Consider the following 21,196-nt stretch of genomic DNA (forward strand, 5'->3'; position numbering starts at 1 on the left):
CATCCTTAAGATACATATACGAGTTTTTGACTAAGTCTTATAAATAGCTTATTGGAAATAAAGCTAGCTAGTATGATAAACAGCGAGATACTTCCGAATAAAATTAGGGCAGGATTAAAATAAGTAAGAACAGAAATGCCAGCGAGCAGCCCTCCTAGTTTAAGGAGTGTCCAGAAGTCCATAAAGAACAAGAGAAACGACAGCTTCCATACATCTTTTATCGCTGCTTCATATTGTGCCTCAATAAAGAGCGAAAACAGGAAGCTGATAGCAATTAAAAATAGGGCAAAGATAAGCAAGAAGTCAATGATGAGAAAGAGCAAATGATTAATTTGAAGGGAAAAATAAAGATTATAGCTTAAAATGACACCTAATAGCAAAAATCCGTAAAAGGAGAAATTGCCACGTTTATAGCTAGTCTTAAAGGTAGAAAATACATTCTTCCATGTTAATTCCTGATGGTCCCAGCGGCACTCTAAAGATAGCTTTACAATCGTTAACAATGCAGGGCCAATACCAAAAATAATCCCCCCCATTATAGTCAGCAGCCAAAAATACAGATTCAGTTTTACTACTACATAAAATCGGTTAAAAAAAGTAGTCAAAAAAGAGGCAATCATATCGCTTTTCTCCTTTCTATTATATGATGAGAAAAGGCACGTTAACTAGAGCTAACGCACCTTTTAAAGATTAGTTTTTAGAGGCTTGAAATGCATCAAATTGCTTCTGCATTTCTTCGCGGACTTTTTCATACCCCGCGCCTTCTAATTTCTCATTTAATTCAGGGATTGCTTTATCTGGATCTAATGTTCCTGTGTTTAATCCATCAAGGTATTGGCTCATTACATTCGAAATATTGGTGATTTCTGTTTTCACGGAATCTGTATTAAAGGTGAAGCCTAGAATTGGAGAGCTTGTAGCATTGGCAATATTTTCATCTCGCTCTTTGATCTGTTCGTCAGTAATAGAATCTTGAACATAAACAATCTTATTATTGCCTGTATTCCAAGCTGCCATATGATTATTTGACTTATAGCCATCTAATAATTTTACTTTGTTTTCTCCGGCCTTCTCCCACGCTTTTCCTTCTTCCCCATAAATAAGACCATTTAATAGTTCTGGATCAGAATTTAGAAGACCTAAGAACTCTACTGCTTTTTCTTTATTCTTTGAGTTACTAGAAACAACAAAGTTTGCCATTTGCGCTTGTGCTGTAGACTTAATCGGATCTGTAATCGGCATGGAAACTATTGGCTGCTCTGCAACTGTTGATAAAAGGGTATCACCATAGTCATACGGTCCTTGTGTCTCTTGGCGAACAAACCATGTACCACTATTTAATGGGTATTCCGTATTGCTTGTTGCTGCATCCTTAGCAATATATCCTTTATTGTAGTATTCATGCATAATTCGTAAGTTTTCTTGCATTTGATTATTCTCATACTGATTAATAATTTTGGCGGTATCTCCATTTAAATCCACTGCAAAAGGCATGCCATTTCCTAAGATAAAATCCATATTAGGGAGAACGCGGAATCCTTGCCCAACAGAAAATGGCATGACGTCTTTTTCGTTTTCTTTTATCACTTTCAAAAGCGGCTCAAGATCTTTGTATCCTTTCACATCAGAAATATCTAAATTATATTTATCAATATATTGCTTATTAAATGAAAACATCGTCTGTGCGTACACATTGCCATTTACCGGGAACGCATAAAGCTTCCCATTCACTGTGTTCCCTTCAATATAGGCTGGATCCAGCATGTCATAGGCTTCTTTCGCATATTTTGGAAGTAATTCCGTTAAATCTGCATAAGCACCTTTTTGCGCATTTGTTACATAGTTATTGGCATAGGCAATATCATAATTTTCACCAGAGGATACGATAACAGACATTTTTTTCTCATAATCGCCCCAGCCAATATACTGTAAATTAACACGAACGCCAATCTCCTTTTCCGTTTTCTTGTTAACATTCTCCATTAACACATCAAAATTTTCCGGTTTATCGCCAATTTGATACATTAATAAGGTGGTTACACCATCTTTAGAACTGTTATCCGCTGTAGAATTTCCTTTTAAACTACAGCCAGCTAACACAGTGCCAATCAGCAACATCAATACAAGTAGAAAAGGAACTTTTTTCTTCATTTTCATATACCATATCCCCCTTTTATTTACTTACTCTTTTACCCCGCCAATTGTTAAGCCGCTAACAAAATAACGTTGAAAAAATGGATAGCTGCATGCAATCGGTAAGGTAGAGATCACAACCATCGCCATTCGCGTAGCCTCTTTTGGAATAGCGGCAAGGCCACCAGATAAGTTTCCACTTAAGCCCGCATTTTGGGTCATAAAATCAATATTGCTTTGGATTTTCATCAATAAGTATTGCAGTGGAATTAGATTATCACTTTGAATGTATAGCAGTGCATTAAACCAATCATTCCAATATCCTAGTGCGGCAAACAGGCTTATTGTTGCAATTCCTGGCACCGCTAATGGTAAAACAATTTGTGTAAAGATCCTCATTTCACTTGCCCCATCAATACGGGAAGATTCAATAATCGATTCTGGCACCTGTCTTCTAAAGAATGTTCGCATCACGATGATGTTAAACGGGCTTAAAGCCATAGGAAGAATAAGAGCCCACACGGTATCTTTTAACTGTAGCATATTCGTCATCACAATATAGCTTGGTACCATTCCAGGACTAAATAACATCGTAATTAAGGCAAAGATGGTGAAAAATCGCTTATAACGAAAATTCGGCCGAGAGATGGCATAAGCATAGGTTGATGTGAATGCAACATTGATAAAAGTTCCGACAACTGTTACAAATACGGTAATAAATAAGGATTGAATAATTTGCGTTTTTAAATCAGCTAAATATGTGTACCCTTGAATACTCCACTCACTTGGCCACAATGCATATCCATTTGTTATTAAGGCTGTTTCACTTGTAAACGATATAATGATTACGAATAAGAAGGGAAAAATACAAGAGAAGGCAAACAAGCCTACCATGATATTAAAAAAGATATTTGTTTTTCGACTAAAAGTTCGGACACGAACATGCTCTATTTTTTTCTTTTTCACTGTATGATTTGGACCTCCTTTCCTCAAAACAATGCAGATTCTTCATCAAATTTGCGAACAATGAAGTTAGCCAGAACTACTAAAATACAGCCGACAACTGATTGATAAAGACCTGCAGCTGCTGTCATCCCAATATCACCTGTACTTGTCAGTCCGTTATAGATATAAGTATCTAAGACACTTGTTACTTCATATAAAGCACCTGAGTTTCTCGGGATTTGATAGAATAATCCAAAATCAGCTCTAAAAATATTGCCGACAGATAAAATAGATAGAATAGATATTAAAGGTACTAACTGCGGAATCGTGATATTTTTAATCTGCTGCCATTTCGATGCTCCATCAACCATCGCAGCTTCATAATAATCCGAGTTGATTCCCATTATACTCGCAAAATAAATGACACTATTATAGCCGACACCTTTCCATATTCCTAAGACGATTAAGATAAATGGCCAATATTTTTGCTCGTTATACCAATTAATTTCTTCCCCGCCAAAAAGAGTAAGGATACTATTCATTAATCCTTTATCTGGACTTAAAAATGCAAAGACAAAATAACTGATAATAACCCATGATAAAAAATAAGGGAATAGCATCGAAGTTTGATAAATCTTAATCATTCTTTTTGAACGCAGTTCACTGAGTACTATTGCCAAGAAAACAGCAAAAATCAACCCTAACACAATAAATGCCACATTATATAAGACAGTATTTCTTGTAATCAAGTAAGCATTATTGGAAGAAAATAAAAACTTAAAATTATCAAACCCAACCCACGGGCTTTCCCGCAAGCTTTGAAAAAATCCGCCACTTGAATAGTGGAAATTTTTAAATGCCACAACATTCCCGAATACCGGAATATAAAAAAATAAAATAAGCCAAATAGTTCCAGGCAATGCCATTAACAAAAAGGCCTTATTTCTCCACAAATTTCTTAACATGGCCATTTTTCTATCCCTCCTTTCTTTGGAAAACGCTTTCTTTTTGGTATAGCTAAATTATAATATCGAAGAGAGTGCTAACCAATAAACAAATTATAGGAAAAACTAAACGAATTATATGTTTTTTTAGGTAAAATATAAATATGATAAACAAAATCTTAAATAAGGTTACATCCTTAATATGTACTCAATCATAACGCACTTTTGAAAACTTAATGATTGTCAGCATAAAAAGAAAAACCTGCCATTTGTGCTCCAAATAGTAGGTTTTCATTATTTCCAATTATCTTGTAATTTTTTCACATCACTTTTTGGCGGCAATCCAAACAATCTGCTATATTCTCTACTGAACTGCGACGGACTTTCATACCCAACTTGAAAAGCTGCTTCCGCTGCTTCTAATCCTTCAGCTATCAATAACCTGCGCGCTTCCTGTAAACGAATCATTTTTTGGAACTGCAAAGGAGACATACCCGTAATCAACTTAAAATTATGATGAAAGGAAGAAAGACTCATATTCACAGCTTTAGCTAATTCCTCTACGCGAAGCGGCTCGGCATATGCCTGATTTATCAATTGAATGGTTTCTTTTATCGCCTGGGCATGAGTTCCTAAAATGGCAAATTGCTTTATCTGATCACCATCCTCCTTCTGTAAAATCCGATATAATATTTCCTCTTGATATAATGGTGCAAGAACAGGGATATCCTTTGGAGTATCAAGCAGCCTTATTAATCTAAGTAAGGCATCTGTCATTTCAGAGGTGGTTTTATTTACAAGCATCGCTCTTTTAGGAGGATCTGAAACTACTTCCTTATGATTAGCAACTGCTTCTAAAATCTGTTCTGTCGTAAATCCAAGTCTAATACATAAATATGGCTTTTCCTTCATAGCCTCTATTATTTTCCCGCGAATAGGCAGATGCACAGATATAACTAGATACTGGCTGGAATCATAGCGAAATATCGCCTCCCCCAACATCACTATTTTGGAACCTTGTATAATGAAACAAACAGAAGGCTCGACAATAGAATGAAGCGGTTCTGTTAATGTGGATGCTCGGACAATGCTTAGATGGTTAATTTCTGTTGCGTGTGTACCATCTGTTTTAAAGTGTTTTTCTACCAGTTCCGTTAACTCATTTTTATTATTCACCATATCCCCCCTACTTTTCATACATTTTACCTCTTATTTGGAGAATTAGGCAAAGATTATACAGAAATCTTCTATCACTCTTGCTGAAAGTTTTCTTATCATTACAGTATGTTATCTAAAGACTAATAATTAGCTATGGGAGGAAGAAATGAAGCATTTACAAGATAAAGTCGCTATTATAACTGGTTCATCGAGAGGAATAGGAGCAACTATCGCAGAAGAACTTGCTCAATTAGGGGCGAAGGTGATAATTAACTATTCAAGTAGCTCAGAAAAAGCTAAAGAAGTTGTTGCAAGCATCGTGAATAAAGGTGGAGAAGCTATTGCAGTTCAAGCAGATGTCAGTAAAGTTAAAGAGGTAGAACGTTTATTTATAGAAATCCTTCAGCACTTTGGAAAAATAGATATTCTTGTTAATAACGCTGGCATAATGCACACTATACCATTAAAGGCTGTAACAGAAGAAGAATTTGATTTACATTTCTCCATCAATGTAAAAGGTACTTATTTTGCTTGCCAACAAGCGCTTCAGCATATGGAGGCAGAAGGAAGAATTATTAATTTTTCCACCTCTGTAGCAGGAATGATGTTCCCTGGTTACAGCCTATATGCAGCAACAAAAGGAGCTGTCGAACAAATTACAAGACAGCTGGCAAAAGAATTTGGTCCCAAAAAAATCACTATAAACACGATTTCACCTGGTCCTACAAATACCGAGCTGTTTATGGATGGCAAAAGCCCTGAACAATTAGAAAACCTAAAAAAACTAAACGCCTTCGGCCGCTTCGGAGAAACGGACGATATCGCAAAAGTTGTCGCCTTTTTAGCGAGTGAAGATGCTCGTTGGATTACAGGTCAGACTCTTCGCGTTAATGGTGGAATGGTTTAATTGTAAGAAAAAAATCGATTGAAAGAATGGGATTCACACTGAAAAGTGCAAATCGATATTCCTCCAATCGATTTTTCATTAGATTATTTTGCTATTAATGAGATGGATGGTCTACTTTCACTCGTTTGATAAAGAACGATAGAACTAGACCAATGATTGCAACAATAATCGCAAAGCTAAATGATTTCTGTACACCAGCTGTAAAGGCAAGCAATGGACTTAACGGGTTGGTTAAATCGGTCGCAGCACTATCTATATATTCCGCAGAACCTGAAGCTAAAAGAGAAATAGCAATTGCTGTTCCGATAGCTCCACCAACTTGCTGCAACGTATTCATAATTGCAGTTCCATGTGGATATAATTCAGGCGGCAATTGGTTTAAGCCATTTGTTTGTGCCGGCATCATTACCATAGAGACACCAATCATTAATACAATCAGCAAAGCAATAATAAAACCTGATGATGTATCAATATCAATTGTAGAGAATCCAAATAATGCAAGAGTTGCTAGTGCAAGACCAGGAATAACTAACCATTTTGGACCAAATTTATCAAAGAGACTTCCCATAATTGGCGAAAGCAATCCATTAATTAAACCACCTGGCAGAAGAAGTAATCCTGCTGTAAATGTGCTTAATGCTAGCACATTTTGTAAATATAGCGGCAATAAAATCATGGATGAAAGCATAACCATCATAATCATGATGACAAGTACTAACCCTATAACAAACATTGGATATTTAAAAGCACCTAAATTCATCATTGGCTGCTCACTTCTCACTTGAAGAATAGCAAACAAGATTAATGCTATTAGTCCAATGGCAATAGAAATAATTACTTCTAAGCTGCCCCATCCGCCGCCTTCTCCAGCATTACTAAACCCGTAAACAATACCACCAAATCCAATTGTTGATAAAATAATCGATAAAATATCAATCTTTGGCTTCGTTAATGTCGTTACATTTTGCATAAATATACTGCCGAAAACAAGCGCAACCACAAGCAGTGGCAGGGAAATCCAGAAAATCCAGTGCCAAGTAAGAGAGCGAAGAATTAATCCAGAAATAGTTGGCCCTACTGCCGGAGCAAAACTAATGACCAACCCCATCATCCCCATTACTTTTCCCCGTTTATGCGGTGGAATTAACACAAGAATTGTGTTAAACATAAGCGGTAATAATAGTGCTGTACCAATTGCCTGAACAACACGAGCAACCATTAAGATTGTAAAGGTCGGCGCAATTGCTCCTATAAGCGTTCCCGAAATCGAAAAAATAAGGGAAGTAATAAATAACTGTCTTGTCGTAAACCATTGTAGAATAAGTCCTGACACAGGCACTAAAATTCCAAGTGTTAATAAATAACCTGTTGTTAACCATTGTACCGTTGTTTCGTTAATACTAAAATCCGTAATAATTGTTCTTAATGCCATATTCAGTGCCGTTTCACTAAATAATCCAATAAAGCCCGCAATTAAAAAGGAGGCAATAATCGGCACCGTCTTAAACTCCGTTTTCCCAATTGTTTCGCCTTTAGCGGGAATATCCATTGTCATATTTCTTTTCCTCCTTTAAATCCAAAAAATCACTGTTTTAACAGCACTGCTATTTGATTCGAAATGCAACGCAGGGGGTTACTGCTCTTATTCGTGAGAGCAAGCATGCACCCACCTTCTATCATTGCATTTAACGTAATACCCAGTTCCTTTGCCAGTGGTTCTGCAAAGCCAAAGTCCTCTAGCCTATTTGTATAAAGCGCCTGCCAATCGGTAAAAGTAGCATCACATGCCAAGCGCAGCGTTTCATGTGTTAACGCTGTTTCAGAAGCAATCAGACTAATTTGCAAGCCTTCAAGTGCACTGCAGCCCATCTGATCAAATTCATTTGCGATAGAATTCACATGTTGTTGAAAGGCAGCTACAGGTGTTTCCCCGCTATATAAGTCTGCTTTCATTTTCTCTACCACTAGCTCTCGCATTCGCTTAATTGCTTCTAATGCAATTTCTTCTTTCCCGTTTGGAAAGTGATAATACAAGGAGCCTTTTGGAGCACCACTCTCATCAATTATTTGATTAAGACCCGTTGCATGGAATCCTTGCAGTTGAAATAGTTTCGTTGCAGTAGTTAGAATTGCTTCTTTTTTATTGTTGCCTTTTTTCATTCGATCATCTCTTCTTAAAAGTATTATAACAACTGGTCTACATAATATTAATGTGACATTCTAGAAGTGTCAAGAAAATAATAGCTTATTTTGCTTCTTTTTATGCAAAAATTACTGATTCTTTATCTATTTTTTACAGTAAAGGGCTTTCATTTATATTCTTCACCAAGATGCCTTCTGGTGCAGTTGTTTCATCAAAAAAATACTGGAATAAGTATTCCAGCCAAACAGCCCTCAGAACAATTATACGGACATATTAAATCCATTCGTCTAATTATAATGGGGCTATGTTTTTTTAAGAAAGATAAGTTGGTGGCAATCTCCCGCAGACTGAATACTTATCCTGGCTTATTGTGGTAGGAAGTCGTAAACGATTAAAGCCATTGATAAGAGGCCCACTGTCAAGAATACTAATATATTTCCAACAATAGAAAGGTATTTCAAGCGACTTTTTTCGCCTTTTAATCCGAATATCAGTCCGACTAAAGGGATGATAGATATACTTGCTAATATGCTATAACCGAGATAATCGTTCCCAATTCCAATGCTGAATCCTGTTTCATCATATAACTTCCCCATCATGTTAGCTAGAATAAAGACAACAATAGAAGCTAAGAAGCAATAAAAAGATATGCTAGTGTTCTTGCTTTTCATTCGCCTACTCTCCCCTATTCCGTTGTAAATTAATGGAATTTTATATATATCATACACAAATAATGGATATATATGAAGAGAAATCAGACTGTTTTACCACAATAATTTCCTATGCTATACTCATAAACAAATTGGTTACCTTAAAGAAATACGGGGTAATGCAGATGGTTATAAGAAGGGAGATAAATTATGCGCAATAAAGAAGAGTTAAAACAAGAAATTCTTGCTGCCTATCATTTTCGTCATGCTACAAAAGAATTTGATCCAGAGAAGAAGATTCCAGAAAGTGATATGAAATTTATATTAGAAACAGCTCGTCTTTCTCCAAGCTCATTTGGTACTGAGCCTTGGAAATTTCTTGTGATTGAAAATCCAGAATTGCTGAATAAAATCAAACAATCGTCTTGGGGAGCGTATACAAAGATTCCAGCCGCCAGCCATTTTGTTATTTTATTAGCTAGAACAAAATTAGATACAGCCTATGATTCCGCCTATTTAAAAGAACAGTTTACCAATGTATCCAAGCTTCCTGCTGAAGTGATTCCAAAAATGATTGAACGGATAGAAGAATTTCAAAAGGAGGATTTCCGCTTAGACACCGATCGTTCTTTATTTGACTGGGCTTCTAAACAAACCTATATCGCACTTGGAAATATGATGACCGCTGCTGCCCAAATCGGCATCGATTCTTGTCCTATAGAGGGCTTTCATATGGAAAAAATGAATCAGTTATTAAATAAAGAAGGACTTTTAGAAGATGGCCATTTAGGAATTTCCGTCATGGTAGCATTCGGTTATCGTGCGAAAGATCCATATCCAAAAACACGCAGAGAATTTGATGATGTGGTGAAGTGGGTATAAGTTTTGTTTAAAATTGCCTAACGGAAAACTCTCCCCGCTTTAGTGACTATAATTAATGCGGGGGAGAGTAAAAAAAGGATAACTAATTCTTTATTTATACTGTCTCCATGCTTCTTGTCTTTATGCTTCCTTTATACTTCTAGACATAAGACGATATTTTCTAGGGGTCATATGCTTAACTTGTAAGAACTTTTTTATAAAATAATCGGGATTCTGAAAACCTATGTTTGTCCCTATTTGATAAATGCGGTCATCAGTTTCTTCTAAAAGCCGGCATGCTTTTTCTATTCTATATTCATTTAAGTAATCTTTAAAGGCTACTCCATATTTCTTACTGAATAATTGGCCTAAATATACACTATTTATATTATATTTATCTCCTAATTTTCTTAAACTCAATTTTTCCATATAGCGCTCTGCAATGTCACTTTCGATTTTAACTAAGATGTCTTTTGATGAATAATTCCTGATACTATATAAATAGTTTGCAAAATGTAATGAATAGGTTAAAAACTCATCCATTGAAATTTTTCCAGATAAAATATTCTTCTGATCATGAATAAAAAGGAGGGGTTCATCATTAGAAAAATTCGGTTTATTATTCTTATTCCATAGGTCTGCTAATTGATAAATTAACAGAGTAAGATTGTTTTTTATTAATTGAGGATGCAGACATTTCTGTTGAAATTCTTCGTATATTTCTTTAACAATAATATTTATTTTTTGCTCATTATTTTCTGATATACTATCAATATATTGATTTATCCGTTTTTGAGATAAGTGATATTGCTCTAAAGAAAATACTGGTGTGTTATCGCAATAAATTATTGATTTATCGACACAATAAAAATATTCATATTCTTTCCCTAAAACTACTTTATTATAGGAATCAGTTATTTCTTCTATTTTCTGTACTGTATTTCCGATATATATTTTCACCGTGAACGGCACTTCACTAATTAATCTTCTGTGAAGTTTCTCTATATAATTTGCTCTATAAACCTCAGAGCGATTGCATTGCCAAACAACACTTACTGAGTATTCCATGTTTGTATTTTCTATATCATAAAGAATAAGGAAATTCTCTTCCTGTACCATTTTTTCTATTACTTTATAGAGCATTTTTCTCCATTTCTTTTTTTCATCTGGCATAACACGTTCCTGCCTATTTTCTTGTACAACATCCATATTAATAAAGGTATAGTTTCTAAAATTCCCATACCTTTCTTTGACAAATTCGATGTCCTTTGAGGTAAATTTATCATATAAAATATTTTTTAAATGATAATCAATAATTGCCTTGTTCTTTTTTTCTTCCTCTTTTTCTTTTCTCTTTAGTACTATAAATCGTTTGTTAATGGTTTCTAGTAAATCGATTAGCTCCTTTTCCTGTATTGGTTTTAACAAATAATCAGTGACCCGATATTGAATAGCTTTCTTCGCATATTTAAATTCATAATATCCACTTAAGATTACAAATCTTATTTCCTTATCCATGCTCTGCTTTACTTGTTTAATTAATGCTAATCCGTCCATAACAGGCATTTTTATATCGGTAAAAACAATGTCAACATCATAGTCTCGAATAATTTGAAGAGCATCTTCCCCATTTCCGGCTTCATAACAAAGTTCAAAACCGTATTTTCCCCAGTCAATCATGACTTTAATTCCTTCCCGAATATATGGCTCATCATCAACAATAAGGGCTTTTAACATTATCTATTCCTCCTAAATGACCTTTCTCCTATTCAAAATGAATTTGTGAAAGAAACACTAAACGAAAAAGTAATTAACACCTGTACTGGAAATATGCTGCCAAGCTTAATCTCTATATAATGGGTAACTTAATGTATACTTCTGTTCCAGTGTAATTCTGGCTTTCAATTTCTAATTCCCCCTCCTCTTGATAGTGCATTTTTATCCGTAAATAGGCATTTAAGATTCCTGTGCTTTCTTCCCAATTGGATGTTGTCACATCATTTTTCTCAAGGGACTCTCTTATTTTCCTTAATCTCTTTGCATCCATCCCAACTCCGCTATCTAAAATTTCAATATAAATAGCATTCTCTTGTGTAGAGACGATGATGCTAATTTCTCCTCCATTTTTCTTTTTCTCAATCCCATGAATACAGGCATTTTCCACAAAAGTTAATATCAGCATCTTTGGAATATAATGCTCCTTGCATTCCTCTTCTACATAGATAGAAAAGTTCAATCTATCTACAAAACGATATTTTTGAATATTTAAGTATCTTTGGACATATGCTAATTCTTCCTCGACAGTAACAAAATATGAATCACTCCATTTGGTCATTCTTCTAAATAACTGTGCTAATTCATTAATAACTGTTGCACTTTCTCGATCACCATTTAATAAATTCCTCATTCTGATGCTATCAAGCGTATTATAAAGAAAATGTGGATTTACTTGACTTTGAAGCGCATTAAGCTCTGCTTTTGTTTTGGCTAATTCTATTTTCTGCTGTTCTCTTTCTTTTTTGTACACTTCACCTAATAATTCATCGATTTTAACCACCATGAAATTATAACTCCTTATTAAATCACCTATTTCATCTTTCCCTTCATTTATATTGATTCTTTCGAATATCCCTTTTTCTACTTTCAATAAATGCTGCTCTGTTAGAGCAATTCTATCTTGAAAAGACTTATTAATAAGCAAAATAACAAGTGTGGGAAATAGAAAATTAAAAATTATTAACACAAGTAGTACGGTTTTCTTGTTCTCAATGAGATCAAAAATATTAGTCTGATTATTAGATATATAGATATCCCATCGATCATTGATTGCTAGAAAAGAATCAGATAGATTAAATTTGGATTTTTCTTTTGATTCTAACTTTCGGAATATAGTATTCTTCTTCTCTGAACCATGATTACTAAAAATAACCTGATCATTATACGCTATTACAATATTATTACTCGTATCTTCATTTTTGATATTTGCCAATAATCGATAATAATTAATATTTATTTTTACAATACTTTTATATCCGTTGCTTCCATTCGGTAATTCTCTTATAAAACTGATCGTTCGATTCGACTCTAACTTTGGTGGGAATTGTTTATTCTCTTCATAATATGGATATAAAACCATGTTCTGATTATTCTCTTTGTAAATTCTATACCAATTCGTATGCTCGACCGCTCGCAAATTCCAAAAAACCCCACCGTTAATAATAGTTGGATTAGTAGTGTATATTTCAATACTTTCCAATGCTTGGGATACATAAAAATTATTAATGATGTTTTCTTGAACAAGTGAAATATAGTCACTATAATAATCTACATTATCCTTATACTCCTTTTGGAGAAATTCATTGATCTTCAAATCTCTACTAATATAATTGGATACTTCCGTAATCTCGTTGAAGCTCTCATTAAGATGATATTTCAGCCGTTCTATCGTAATCTCCATTGATTTATTTTTTTGGATATCCTCATTTTCTCGAATGGAATGGATAATGACTAAATTAGTAAGAACAATAGGAATCACTACAGCTAATAAATAAATTAGAATCATTTTTTTCTTTATTTTAATATTATTCAGAAGCAGAGCAAGCAAGTTTTTTCCCATCCTTCCAAACTAAGCTCTACACAAATAGTAAAGCTAAAGGCTATTATCTATCATAATCAGAAAGAAATAATAAACAACAGCGACTGCTAGCCTACTAATTGTAAACGTTTTCTATAATGTGTATTCTACCATTTATTTACTGTTACTTTATAGATTTTCTCATAAAATCATTATTGCTATGTTTCTTTGAAGAATTAGTTATAATCTGAACTTGATCCCTCTCCTTTTTACTACAATCACCTATTATTTTTCTTTCAAATAACTGGAGAATATATTTTCCATATAGCGACTTATCATATAGGAGAAAAAAGCAGGAATGATTACAACTAAAATTGGTAATAGCCATATACTAAATATAAAAAGCACTAGAAGTGTTAATAGAAATAGCGATTTAGGCAAATGGCTGATGGCTAAAATGGCCGCGTTTTTCCAAACAATTTTTAATGGGGACTGAAATCTCGCTATATAGGAGATAGCATAGATAAAACAACAACATGCCAAAGGGATAAGTAGAAGAAATATTGTCTGCCCTATTATAGATACAACACTCCCATTTGCTTGTGCCCCTAAAAACAGGCTATTGTAGTAAAACACAGAAATGACAGCTACAAAAAATATCCAAGTAATAGTAGCCTGGTTAAAGCTACTTTTCATCGCTTTCCAAAATTGCTGAAATATATATCCCTCTTCCTCTCTAATTGCATAGTGGGCTGCATAATATAATGCAGCCGTGGATGCCCCAATCGTAATGATAGGTAACGAGAATACTGTCCAAAGAAGACTTAAGTATAATAAATTGGCTACCTTTGTCAATCTCCTCATATATATTCCATTCATTAATCTATTCATACAGTTTCACCTTTTCTGTTATACGCATTTCTACTTCCTCGTTTACTTGCTCCAGCCATTGAAAGTCTGCATAACAAATGTTTGTAAGATCCGATTTACTAGTTACATAAACTCCCATTGTACAACCAACAAATCCTCCTGCCACTTCCGTACTTAGGATATGTGCATCTATATTCTTCACCACTTCTATTTCCTCGCCATCTTCTTGAGAATAATAGAAGTGAAGTTTTTGACAATCGCCTCTTATTTTTAAGGTTAAATTACGAGAATCCTCTACTATACGTTCTTCCAGCTTCTCTTCCCCATTATAATTTGTTATGACTCTCAATTCTCTTTTTCCATCAAACAATCCTGAGACAAAGCGAATAGAATAACGATCATTTTGCAGAATGACAAGCCCGGCTTCATCCCCATTTTGTTGAGGTATAAAATCCAGCCTCGTTTTAAGCGTATACCACATGGATTGTTGTCTAATCCCTATATAAGAAGGGGATGCAATATCTGCGATTGTATGTGGGGAAGCGTACATTCTTAACCAACCGTCTCTTTCATCAAAAACATACTTTTCTATATCAGGATTTCTTAAAAATAATAACCGCTTATCTAAAGGTTGTTCAAACAGAATTCGAGGATTTACTGTTTCTGTTGGAAAAAGTGGCAGCCTGTGCATCTGCTCTCTTGCTAACCTTCCTAATCCCGGATTAATGACTGGCCAATCACTCTCCCAGACTACTTCTGCTAGAAATGTCTCTCTGCCTAAATTGCTATATCCGTCAAAAATACGACTTGCAAGACAAGTCATATACCATTGCCCATCCGCTGTTTCCACTAAGTCGCCATGCCCTACATTACATACAGGATAATCACGTCCAAGATGCCTATGTGTAAGAATAGGGTTACATGGATTTCCTATATACGGACCATCAATTTTTTCACTTCTCGCAATCGTGACACAATGTTCAAATGAAGTGCCACCTTCTGCAATCATTAAATAATAATAACCGTTCCGCTTATATAAATGTGGTCCTTCTGGCCAGATTGCCTCTCTTAGAGCACCCTTCCAAAGTTTTGTACTGACTCCAATCAGTTTCATGGATTGAAGATCTATTTCCTGTAGCCATACCTCCCAGTCTCCATTGTAGCGCACTCCTTTGGGATTTGGCCTTGTCCCTACATAATAGCTTTTTCCATCTGTATCAAAGAATAGACTTGGATCGATTCCTTCTGCTCCTTCTAAATAATATGGATCAGACCAGGGTCCTGTTGGATCAGTTGCTGTCACAATAAAGTTTCCACCCTTCGGAACATTTGTCGTTATCATATAGAAAATTCCCTTGTTATACCTAATAGAAGGTGCAAATATTCCTTGAGAATGTGTAACATCTGATAGGGGAAGCTGCGATTTTCGGTCCAATATATTTCCGATTAATTCCCAATTAACAAGATCCTTACTATGGTAGATCGGAACACCAGGAAAATAAGAAAAAGTGGACGTAACCATATAATAATCATCTCCAACTACACAAATAGATGGATCAGGCGAAAATCCTTTTAAAATTGGATTCTGAAAAGTCTGCACTGCCAATCATCCCTTCTTCTCAAAAATAGCACTACCATATTCTATAATTTCCGCTTAACGATAAAAACGCAAAGCTATAAAGAAAGTTATCATAATATCTTCGCTCTCCCGTTCTAAGTGGGGTATTCCAAAATTTCTCTACACACTCTTTCGCATAATCAAACTTTCCTGCTGTTGCAAGGGAACCCATCGCATTTGCTGCTAATAGTCCAACAGGATGTAACACCTTCTGCTCCACCTTTGTTCCATCTATAGCATAAACGTAATCCTCTTCCCCTTTGACTGTTTCACAAAAGAATTTTTGAATCTTTGCCACACAATTTCTTAATTCTTCGTCTTTGCCAAACCATTCGTAATCGAGCCCAATATTAGCCGCTACCCGATACGAATCACTATAAAAGTAGAAATGTTCGCTGTCATAGTAGGGGTTTCCATCATAATCGGCATATTCTGCCGTAAGCCCCGTAACTGGATGGCATGCTTTTAGCAAATAGCTTCTACTCGCTTCAGCTGCTTCCTTCCAAAAATCACGATCCTCTTCATTTGCCCATAAGGAAAAGAGTTCATAAAAGTGTGGCAAATGATAAGATGGATCAGAGTATTCTACTTCTGGAATAAATTTAATAAGCTTATTTTCAGGATTCCACATCGGGAAGCCATCATTGTTTTCTCCTTTATGAATACAATAGTGGAGAATATCTTTCGCTTCTTTTGAATACTCAAAAATTCCGTCTCCATCTCCCCAGCGATGCGAAGCAAAAAATAATGCCATTGCAAAAAATTCTTCTCCGTCGGGAGCTGGTCCATAGGAATTTTTTACTCCTTCGGGTGAAACAGACCATGCAAAATAGTTAGCATGGAGTCCAGAATCCATCCACATATATGTTTTTGTCCATTTCCATAACCGATCAAATACTTCCTTTTGATCTAATTGCACACTTAACATCATTGCATAGGACATACCTTCTGTCCTTACATCGTTATTGCCCGTATCTACCACATATCCCATCTGATTATCTGTTTCATAATAAATTCGTTCCTCTTCCTTTCCCAAAAATAGCGTTTGCCAAATGAGCGCTAAGCGATTGTTAATTTCCTCTTCTTGATAGCCATATTTTTTAAATAAATTAGTATATTCTCCCGTCTGAAATGCTTTTACCATATTAATCTACCGAACTATCACTTCCTGATAGTAAGGCAGCTCACCTCCATCATTTATTTTTAACATCTTTATTCTTTTACTCCACCTATTGTTAGTCCACTCATAAAGTACTTTTGTAAAAAGGGATAGAGACAAACAATCGGCAATGCCGTAATAATTGTGGTTGCGGCTCGTATTGATGTAGGAGTGACCATAGAAGACGAGTTTTTCATGGAATTCACATTTGCACCTTGATTCGTCACAGAAGAAAGCAGTTTCATTAATTCATATTGTAATGTAGTTAATCGATCATTAAATCCGTTGTATAACATCGCATCAAACCAAGAGTTCCATTGATATACTGCTATAAATAACGCAACTGTTGCTAAAACTGGTTTACATAACGGCATTATAATACTTATAAATATTCTAAAATGAGATGCACCATCCATTTTGGCAGATTCCACTAAACTTTCCGGTAATCCATTAATATACGTGCGGATAACTAACATATTAAACGCACTTATCATTCCCGGAATAATATACACCCAAAAGCTATTTAACAATCCTAACTTACTCATCAAAAGGTAATTCGGTATCAAACCCGCATTTAAATACATAGTAAAGATATAAAGTAATGTAATAGATTTTCTAAATACAAATTCCTTTCTGCTTAATATATAGGCTAAAAGAGCAGTTAGAAATAATTGAACGATTGTGGCAATTACCGTTCTCGCAACAGTAATAATAGAAGCTTGGATAAGCGTATCTTTTTTTAATACAGTTATATAGTTTTCAAGTGTTAATTCTCTTGGAAAGAGGTAAATTCCTCCTTTAATAGAATCTAATCCATCATTAAAGGAAACTGCTAGCGTATTTAAAATGGGGTACAGTGTTGCAAGAATAAAAAACAGTAAAAAAATCCATTTTAAAATATCAAAAAGTACATCAGAATAATAGACCTTTTTCATCACTCTCCATCCTCCTTTAGAATAGTCTTTCTTCTCCCGCTGCTTTCGCTAAGTGGTTAGCAATGAAGATTAAGGTAAGACTAATTATTCCATTAAATATTCCAGCAGCTGTAGCTAATGAATAATTATTTAAGCTAATTCCGTATTTTAATACAAAGATATCAATTGTTTGCGATACTCCTTGAACTAATCCATTGCCTAATAAATATTGAACTTCAAATCCAGCATTTAATATATTTCCAATATTGATTAATAAGAGAATAAAGATAGTTGGTTTAATTCCCGGCAGTGTAACATGCCATATTTTTCTTAAGCGATTTGCTCCATCAATAGATGCTGCCTCATACAGTTCTTCATTAATCGATGCCATTGCCGCTAAATAAATAATGCTCCCCCATCCAGTTGATTTCCATACATTTGCAAAGCCTACAATCCACCAAAAGTATTTGGGATCTGCAAAAAAGTTAATAGGTGCATCAATTATGCCAAAGACTAACAATAATTGATTAATAATGCCTGTTTCCGGAGACAAAACTTCCATTACAATTCCTGTCACGATAATCCAAGATAAAAAGTGAGGAAGATACGATACGGTTTGCATAAACTTTTTGACTGTTTTATTTCTTACCTCATTTAAGAGAAGTGCAAATCCAATGGAAAAAATGAATCCTAGCACAAGGTTTATCATACTCATTGCTAATGTATTACGGACTACATTAATGAATGTAGGATCAGAAAAGAGAAATTTAAAATTATTTAACCCCACCCATTCTTGTTCAAATATTCCTCTTCCTGGCCGATAATTTTGAAAAGCCATTAACCAGCCACTAAGAGGAGCATAATAAAAAATTAATGCATAAATTACAAATGGGATAGATAGTAACACTAATTCCTTTTGCTCTTTACATTTTTTAAATAATTTTTTTAAAGAACTTACCTTTTTCGGAGATGGCTGTACCACAGTTTCTAACATTACCGGTTTCTCCTGCTGCACCTTTTACACACACCTTTCTTTAATACGAAAGGGATTGGGAAAACGTCCTATATTTCAGGGCGCATCCCAATATTTCGTTAAATAATCATTACCAGCCTTGTTAATTAGTAGATTCAGAGACTTCAATTCTTCGTTGTACTTCCTTTGTTAAGGCATCTTCATAGGCCTTTACATCAACTTGAGAATTATAAGCATCCATGTAATCACTCCAAGCACTTTCAAACTTATCTGGTGGTGTCATAATAACTTTTGGTAACCACTGCTGCTTTACTTCCGTCATTTTTTCTTTTGAAATTCCTTCTGGTGTGCTGGCAGTCCATCCATTTGTCGCTGAATAAATAGGATACCAAGGTGCGTTTTCCTTCACTGGTGTTAAGAAATCTGTCCATTTTTTATAGCCATAAGCATCAAGAATTTTTCGATCCAAATCAGATAAAGTAGCATAGAATTCATCTGGCTGTTCACCTGGAGATACAGCATTGATTCCGTCTTCCATCATTCCAGTGTATGTCGGGAAATAATTATAATCAGAAAAATTATTCGTTACATAATTCTGGTTTTTTGCGTTTTTACGTTGTTCTTCGGTTCGATAGAATAAACCTTTATCATCTACTTCATAATCAACACCCTTTTCTCCCCAAGTCCTCATAACCATAATCTCTGGATCAAGTAAGTCATTTAGGAACTTCAAGGAGCCCTCAACATCCTTATTACTAATGCTGATGCCAAGGCCATTTGCAACATTTAATGTTGGCGGGCTAAAATATTGCGGTGTAACATTTTTATCTAAGACTAAATCAAGCGGAACATATGTTAGATGATCTAAACCTTGTGATTTAAGAGAAGTTTCTGCATCTTGGAATTGCCAATATTGATCAACCATTCCTAATACACGCCCTGAAGAAATTTTTGCAATATATTGATCATAAGACATCGTAAAAGTTTCTGGATCAACTATTCCTTTGGCAAATTTCTCGCTTAGGATTTTGTAATACTCTTTTGCTTCTGGAATTTGATCATAAACTTTTGCTTCCTTTGTTACAGGATCAATAACCGCAGCTCCGTCATTAGGATATCCCGCTAAAAATTGCGGTGGGTTTTCTAAACAGAAATATCTCCAATCATCAGACAAAATGGAAAATCCAATATTCTTCTGGCCATCCTCTGAAGTAGGATTTTCTTTAAGATAGCTTTCAATTAGATCAAAATATTCATCTAATGTGGTGATTTCAGGATAATCAGCCCATTCCAAAATACGCTTTTGAATCCAAAACGCTTCATCACTATGGTTAACTGCCATATTCTGCCCTTTAACGACACCAAATTGCGGAATAATATAAATATGGCCATCCTCATTCCTAATTTGATTCCATTGAGCATCCGTATACAAGTTTTTTATATTGGGATAATCCTCTAAATAATCCTCTAATGGGATTAATGCACCAGCATTGATTAATGCAGCTGTACCATCTGATCCATCAATAAAATCAGGATATTCTCCTCCTGCAATCATTACACCGATTCGCTCGGAAGCCGTTTGTCCTGTTAACCATGTAACATCTGCTTTCGCTCCTATTTTTTCAGCAATTTTATTCATCATTCTATTATCATCCGGTAATTCTTTACCAGGCACAGCCATAAATGCAGTAAAAGTTTTTATTCCATTTTCATCCACATTTGACGATGTTTCCTTATCTGATTCGCAGCCCGAGAGCACTAATAAACCTATTAAAAACAAAGATAAAACGGATAGTATCTTCTTCATCTGTACACCTCCGGATAATTGTTCAACCAATAAAAATAAAGATGTATTTACTCCCTATAAATTAAAGATAGCAAGGTCCTTCTTATCCTCCCCCCTTTTCACTCCAAAAAGAAAACGCTTTCTTCATCAACCATAACAAATGTAAACAATGTTTTCATCCATACATTCTAAAGAGATTACACAAAAAAGCCATGATTTATTTAATTTGTCTTATTTTTTTGGATTTTTCATCCAAAAATATAGAGGATTTTAATGATATGGTGAAGGAGGTATGGAAGGTTGTTTTATTGATATACAAATAAATGGGAGATTTTAAAGTACTTACAGTTTGTCGACAAAAAGATATGGAAGAAGTAGAAACCCATTTTCATGCGTTGCTTGGAGCAGAGGGGGGTGAGATAGCGAGGCAGCCTGAGACCCTGCAGGCTGAAGGCAGACCGCGGCTCAGCGCGAACCCCCGGAGCGGAAAACAACACCCTAATTCAAAGACATTAATAATCTATACTTTACTCAAACTTCTATTTCCAAAATACAGGAGTT

18 protein-coding genes are annotated in these 21,196 nt (G+C 35.0%); 2 read left to right on the forward strand and 16 right to left on the reverse strand.

Features of this window, described 5'->3' with window-relative positions; all coding sequences use genetic code 11:
- Positions 1 to 5: 5 nt before the first annotated feature.
- From NSS71_RS15605 to NSS71_RS15625, 5 genes are all read right to left on the reverse strand, one after another.
- Positions 6 to 620 (reverse strand): DUF624 domain-containing protein, encoded by a 615-nt coding sequence (locus tag NSS71_RS15605; protein ID WP_047943834.1) that lies wholly within the window; start codon positions 618 to 620, stop codon positions 6 to 8.
- 70 nt (positions 621 to 690) lie between these two features.
- Entirely contained in the window at positions 691 to 2,157 is a 1,467-nt protein-coding gene (locus NSS71_RS15610) for an ABC transporter substrate-binding protein (RefSeq protein ID WP_251688164.1), read from the reverse strand.
- Positions 2,158 to 2,181: 24 nt separating this feature from the next.
- Positions 2,182 to 3,099 (reverse strand): carbohydrate ABC transporter permease, encoded by a 918-nt coding sequence (locus NSS71_RS15615; RefSeq protein ID WP_047943832.1) that lies wholly within the window; start codon positions 3,097 to 3,099, stop codon positions 2,182 to 2,184.
- 23 nt (positions 3,100 to 3,122) lie between these two features.
- Positions 3,123 to 4,049: an ABC transporter permease gene (locus NSS71_RS15620; RefSeq protein WP_047943831.1), complete on the reverse strand. Its 927-nt coding sequence runs from the start codon at positions 4,047 to 4,049 to the stop codon at positions 3,123 to 3,125.
- 267 nt (positions 4,050 to 4,316) lie between these two features.
- Positions 4,317 to 5,219 carry an AraC family transcriptional regulator gene (locus tag NSS71_RS15625; RefSeq protein WP_341151807.1) on the reverse strand — a complete coding sequence of 301 codons (903 nt, stop codon included), beginning with the start codon at positions 5,217 to 5,219 and terminating at the stop codon, positions 4,317 to 4,319.
- 127 nt (positions 5,220 to 5,346) lie between these two features.
- Between NSS71_RS15625 and NSS71_RS15630 the strand changes: the two genes are divergently transcribed.
- Positions 5,347 to 6,087, forward strand: coding sequence for an SDR family oxidoreductase (locus tag NSS71_RS15630; protein ID WP_341151808.1), 741 nt, complete (start codon positions 5,347 to 5,349; stop codon positions 6,085 to 6,087).
- Positions 6,088 to 6,181: 94 nt separating this feature from the next.
- On the opposite strand, the gene NSS71_RS15635 is transcribed toward NSS71_RS15630, so the two are convergent.
- The 3 genes from NSS71_RS15635 to NSS71_RS15645 form a co-directional block, all read right to left on the reverse strand.
- Entirely contained in the window at positions 6,182 to 7,636 is a 1,455-nt protein-coding gene (locus NSS71_RS15635) for a DHA2 family efflux MFS transporter permease subunit (protein ID WP_410796286.1), read from the reverse strand.
- Positions 7,637 to 7,671: 35 nt separating this feature from the next.
- Positions 7,672 to 8,247 (reverse strand): TetR/AcrR family transcriptional regulator, encoded by a 576-nt coding sequence (locus tag NSS71_RS15640; RefSeq protein WP_047943829.1) that lies wholly within the window; start codon positions 8,245 to 8,247, stop codon positions 7,672 to 7,674.
- A 348-nt stretch (positions 8,248 to 8,595) separates the two neighbouring features.
- On the reverse strand, positions 8,596 to 8,901 hold the full coding sequence (locus NSS71_RS15645) for a hypothetical protein (protein ID WP_341151809.1): 306 nt from the start codon (positions 8,899 to 8,901) through the stop codon (positions 8,596 to 8,598).
- A 189-nt stretch (positions 8,902 to 9,090) separates the two neighbouring features.
- Here NSS71_RS15645 and NSS71_RS15650 point away from each other — a divergent pair, with 189 nt between their 5' ends.
- Positions 9,091 to 9,762, forward strand: coding sequence for an NAD(P)H-dependent oxidoreductase (locus NSS71_RS15650; RefSeq protein ID WP_047943827.1), 672 nt, complete (start codon positions 9,091 to 9,093; stop codon positions 9,760 to 9,762).
- A 120-nt stretch (positions 9,763 to 9,882) separates the two neighbouring features.
- On the opposite strand, the gene NSS71_RS15655 is transcribed toward NSS71_RS15650, so the two are convergent.
- From NSS71_RS15655 to NSS71_RS15690, 8 genes are all read right to left on the reverse strand, one after another.
- Complete coding sequence (locus NSS71_RS15655; RefSeq protein ID WP_047943826.1) at positions 9,883 to 11,478, reverse strand: response regulator transcription factor; 1,596 nt, start codon at positions 11,476 to 11,478, stop codon at positions 9,883 to 9,885.
- A gap of 112 nt (positions 11,479 to 11,590) precedes the next feature.
- A complete protein-coding gene (locus NSS71_RS15660) occupies positions 11,591 to 13,357 on the reverse strand; it encodes a sensor histidine kinase (protein ID WP_341151810.1) in 1,767 nt (588 codons plus the stop codon).
- 243 nt (positions 13,358 to 13,600) lie between these two features.
- Positions 13,601 to 14,206 carry a YesL family protein gene (locus tag NSS71_RS15665; protein WP_047943824.1) on the reverse strand — a complete coding sequence of 202 codons (606 nt, stop codon included), beginning with the start codon at positions 14,204 to 14,206 and terminating at the stop codon, positions 13,601 to 13,603.
- Positions 14,199 to 15,785 carry a glycoside hydrolase family 43 protein gene (locus NSS71_RS15670; RefSeq protein ID WP_095320791.1) on the reverse strand — a complete coding sequence of 529 codons (1,587 nt, stop codon included), beginning with the start codon at positions 15,783 to 15,785 and terminating at the stop codon, positions 14,199 to 14,201. The genes NSS71_RS15665 and NSS71_RS15670 overlap by 8 nt, the downstream gene beginning before the upstream one ends.
- Before the next feature lie 31 nt (positions 15,786 to 15,816).
- Positions 15,817 to 16,947: a glycosyl hydrolase family 8 gene (locus NSS71_RS15675; RefSeq protein ID WP_047943823.1), complete on the reverse strand. Its 1,131-nt coding sequence runs from the start codon at positions 16,945 to 16,947 to the stop codon at positions 15,817 to 15,819.
- A gap of 68 nt (positions 16,948 to 17,015) precedes the next feature.
- Positions 17,016 to 17,897 (reverse strand): carbohydrate ABC transporter permease, encoded by an 882-nt coding sequence (locus NSS71_RS15680; protein WP_095320787.1) that lies wholly within the window; start codon positions 17,895 to 17,897, stop codon positions 17,016 to 17,018.
- A 16-nt stretch (positions 17,898 to 17,913) separates the two neighbouring features.
- A complete protein-coding gene (locus NSS71_RS15685) occupies positions 17,914 to 18,870 on the reverse strand; it encodes an ABC transporter permease (protein WP_047943822.1) in 957 nt (318 codons plus the stop codon).
- A gap of 121 nt (positions 18,871 to 18,991) precedes the next feature.
- Positions 18,992 to 20,656 carry a sugar ABC transporter substrate-binding protein gene (locus NSS71_RS15690; RefSeq protein ID WP_095320788.1) on the reverse strand — a complete coding sequence of 555 codons (1,665 nt, stop codon included), beginning with the start codon at positions 20,654 to 20,656 and terminating at the stop codon, positions 18,992 to 18,994.
- Positions 20,657 to 21,196 lie beyond the last annotated feature (540 nt).

The organism is Niallia sp. FSL W8-0951, assembly GCF_038006525.1.
GTDB lineage: Bacteria > Bacillota > Bacilli > Bacillales > Cytobacillaceae > Niallia > Niallia circulans.

Coding starts and splice junctions, on each gene's coding strand:
- NSS71_RS15605 (WP_047943834.1), bottom strand. CDS start 620: ATGATTGCCTCTTTTTTGACTACTTTTTTTAACCGATTTTATGTAGTA.
- NSS71_RS15610 (WP_251688164.1), bottom strand. CDS start 2,157: ATGAAAATGAAGAAAAAAGTTCCTTTTCTACTTGTATTGATGTTGCTG.
- NSS71_RS15620 (WP_047943831.1), bottom strand. CDS start 4,049: ATGGCCATGTTAAGAAATTTGTGGAGAAATAAGGCCTTTTTGTTAATG.
- NSS71_RS15625 (WP_341151807.1), bottom strand. CDS start 5,219: ATGAAAAGTAGGGGGGATATGGTGAATAATAAAAATGAGTTAACGGAA.
- NSS71_RS15630 (WP_341151808.1), top strand. CDS start 5,347: ATGAAGCATTTACAAGATAAAGTCGCTATTATAACTGGTTCATCGAGA.
- NSS71_RS15635 (WP_410796286.1), bottom strand. CDS start 7,636: ATGGATATTCCCGCTAAAGGCGAAACAATTGGGAAAACGGAGTTTAAG.
- NSS71_RS15640 (WP_047943829.1), bottom strand. CDS start 8,247: ATGAAAAAAGGCAACAATAAAAAAGAAGCAATTCTAACTACTGCAACG.
- NSS71_RS15645 (WP_341151809.1), bottom strand. CDS start 8,901: ATGAAAAGCAAGAACACTAGCATATCTTTTTATTGCTTCTTAGCTTCT.
- NSS71_RS15650 (WP_047943827.1), top strand. CDS start 9,091: ATGCGCAATAAAGAAGAGTTAAAACAAGAAATTCTTGCTGCCTATCAT.
- NSS71_RS15655 (WP_047943826.1), bottom strand. CDS start 11,478: ATGTTAAAAGCCCTTATTGTTGATGATGAGCCATATATTCGGGAAGGA.
- NSS71_RS15660 (WP_341151810.1), bottom strand. CDS start 13,357: ATGGGAAAAAACTTGCTTGCTCTGCTTCTGAATAATATTAAAATAAAG.
- NSS71_RS15665 (WP_047943824.1), bottom strand. CDS start 14,206: ATGAATAGATTAATGAATGGAATATATATGAGGAGATTGACAAAGGTA.
- NSS71_RS15675 (WP_047943823.1), bottom strand. CDS start 16,947: ATGGTAAAAGCATTTCAGACGGGAGAATATACTAATTTATTTAAAAAA.
- NSS71_RS15680 (WP_095320787.1), bottom strand. CDS start 17,897: ATGAAAAAGGTCTATTATTCTGATGTACTTTTTGATATTTTAAAATGG.
- NSS71_RS15685 (WP_047943822.1), bottom strand. CDS start 18,870: ATGTTAGAAACTGTGGTACAGCCATCTCCGAAAAAGGTAAGTTCTTTA.
- NSS71_RS15690 (WP_095320788.1), bottom strand. CDS start 20,656: ATGAAGAAGATACTATCCGTTTTATCTTTGTTTTTAATAGGTTTATTA.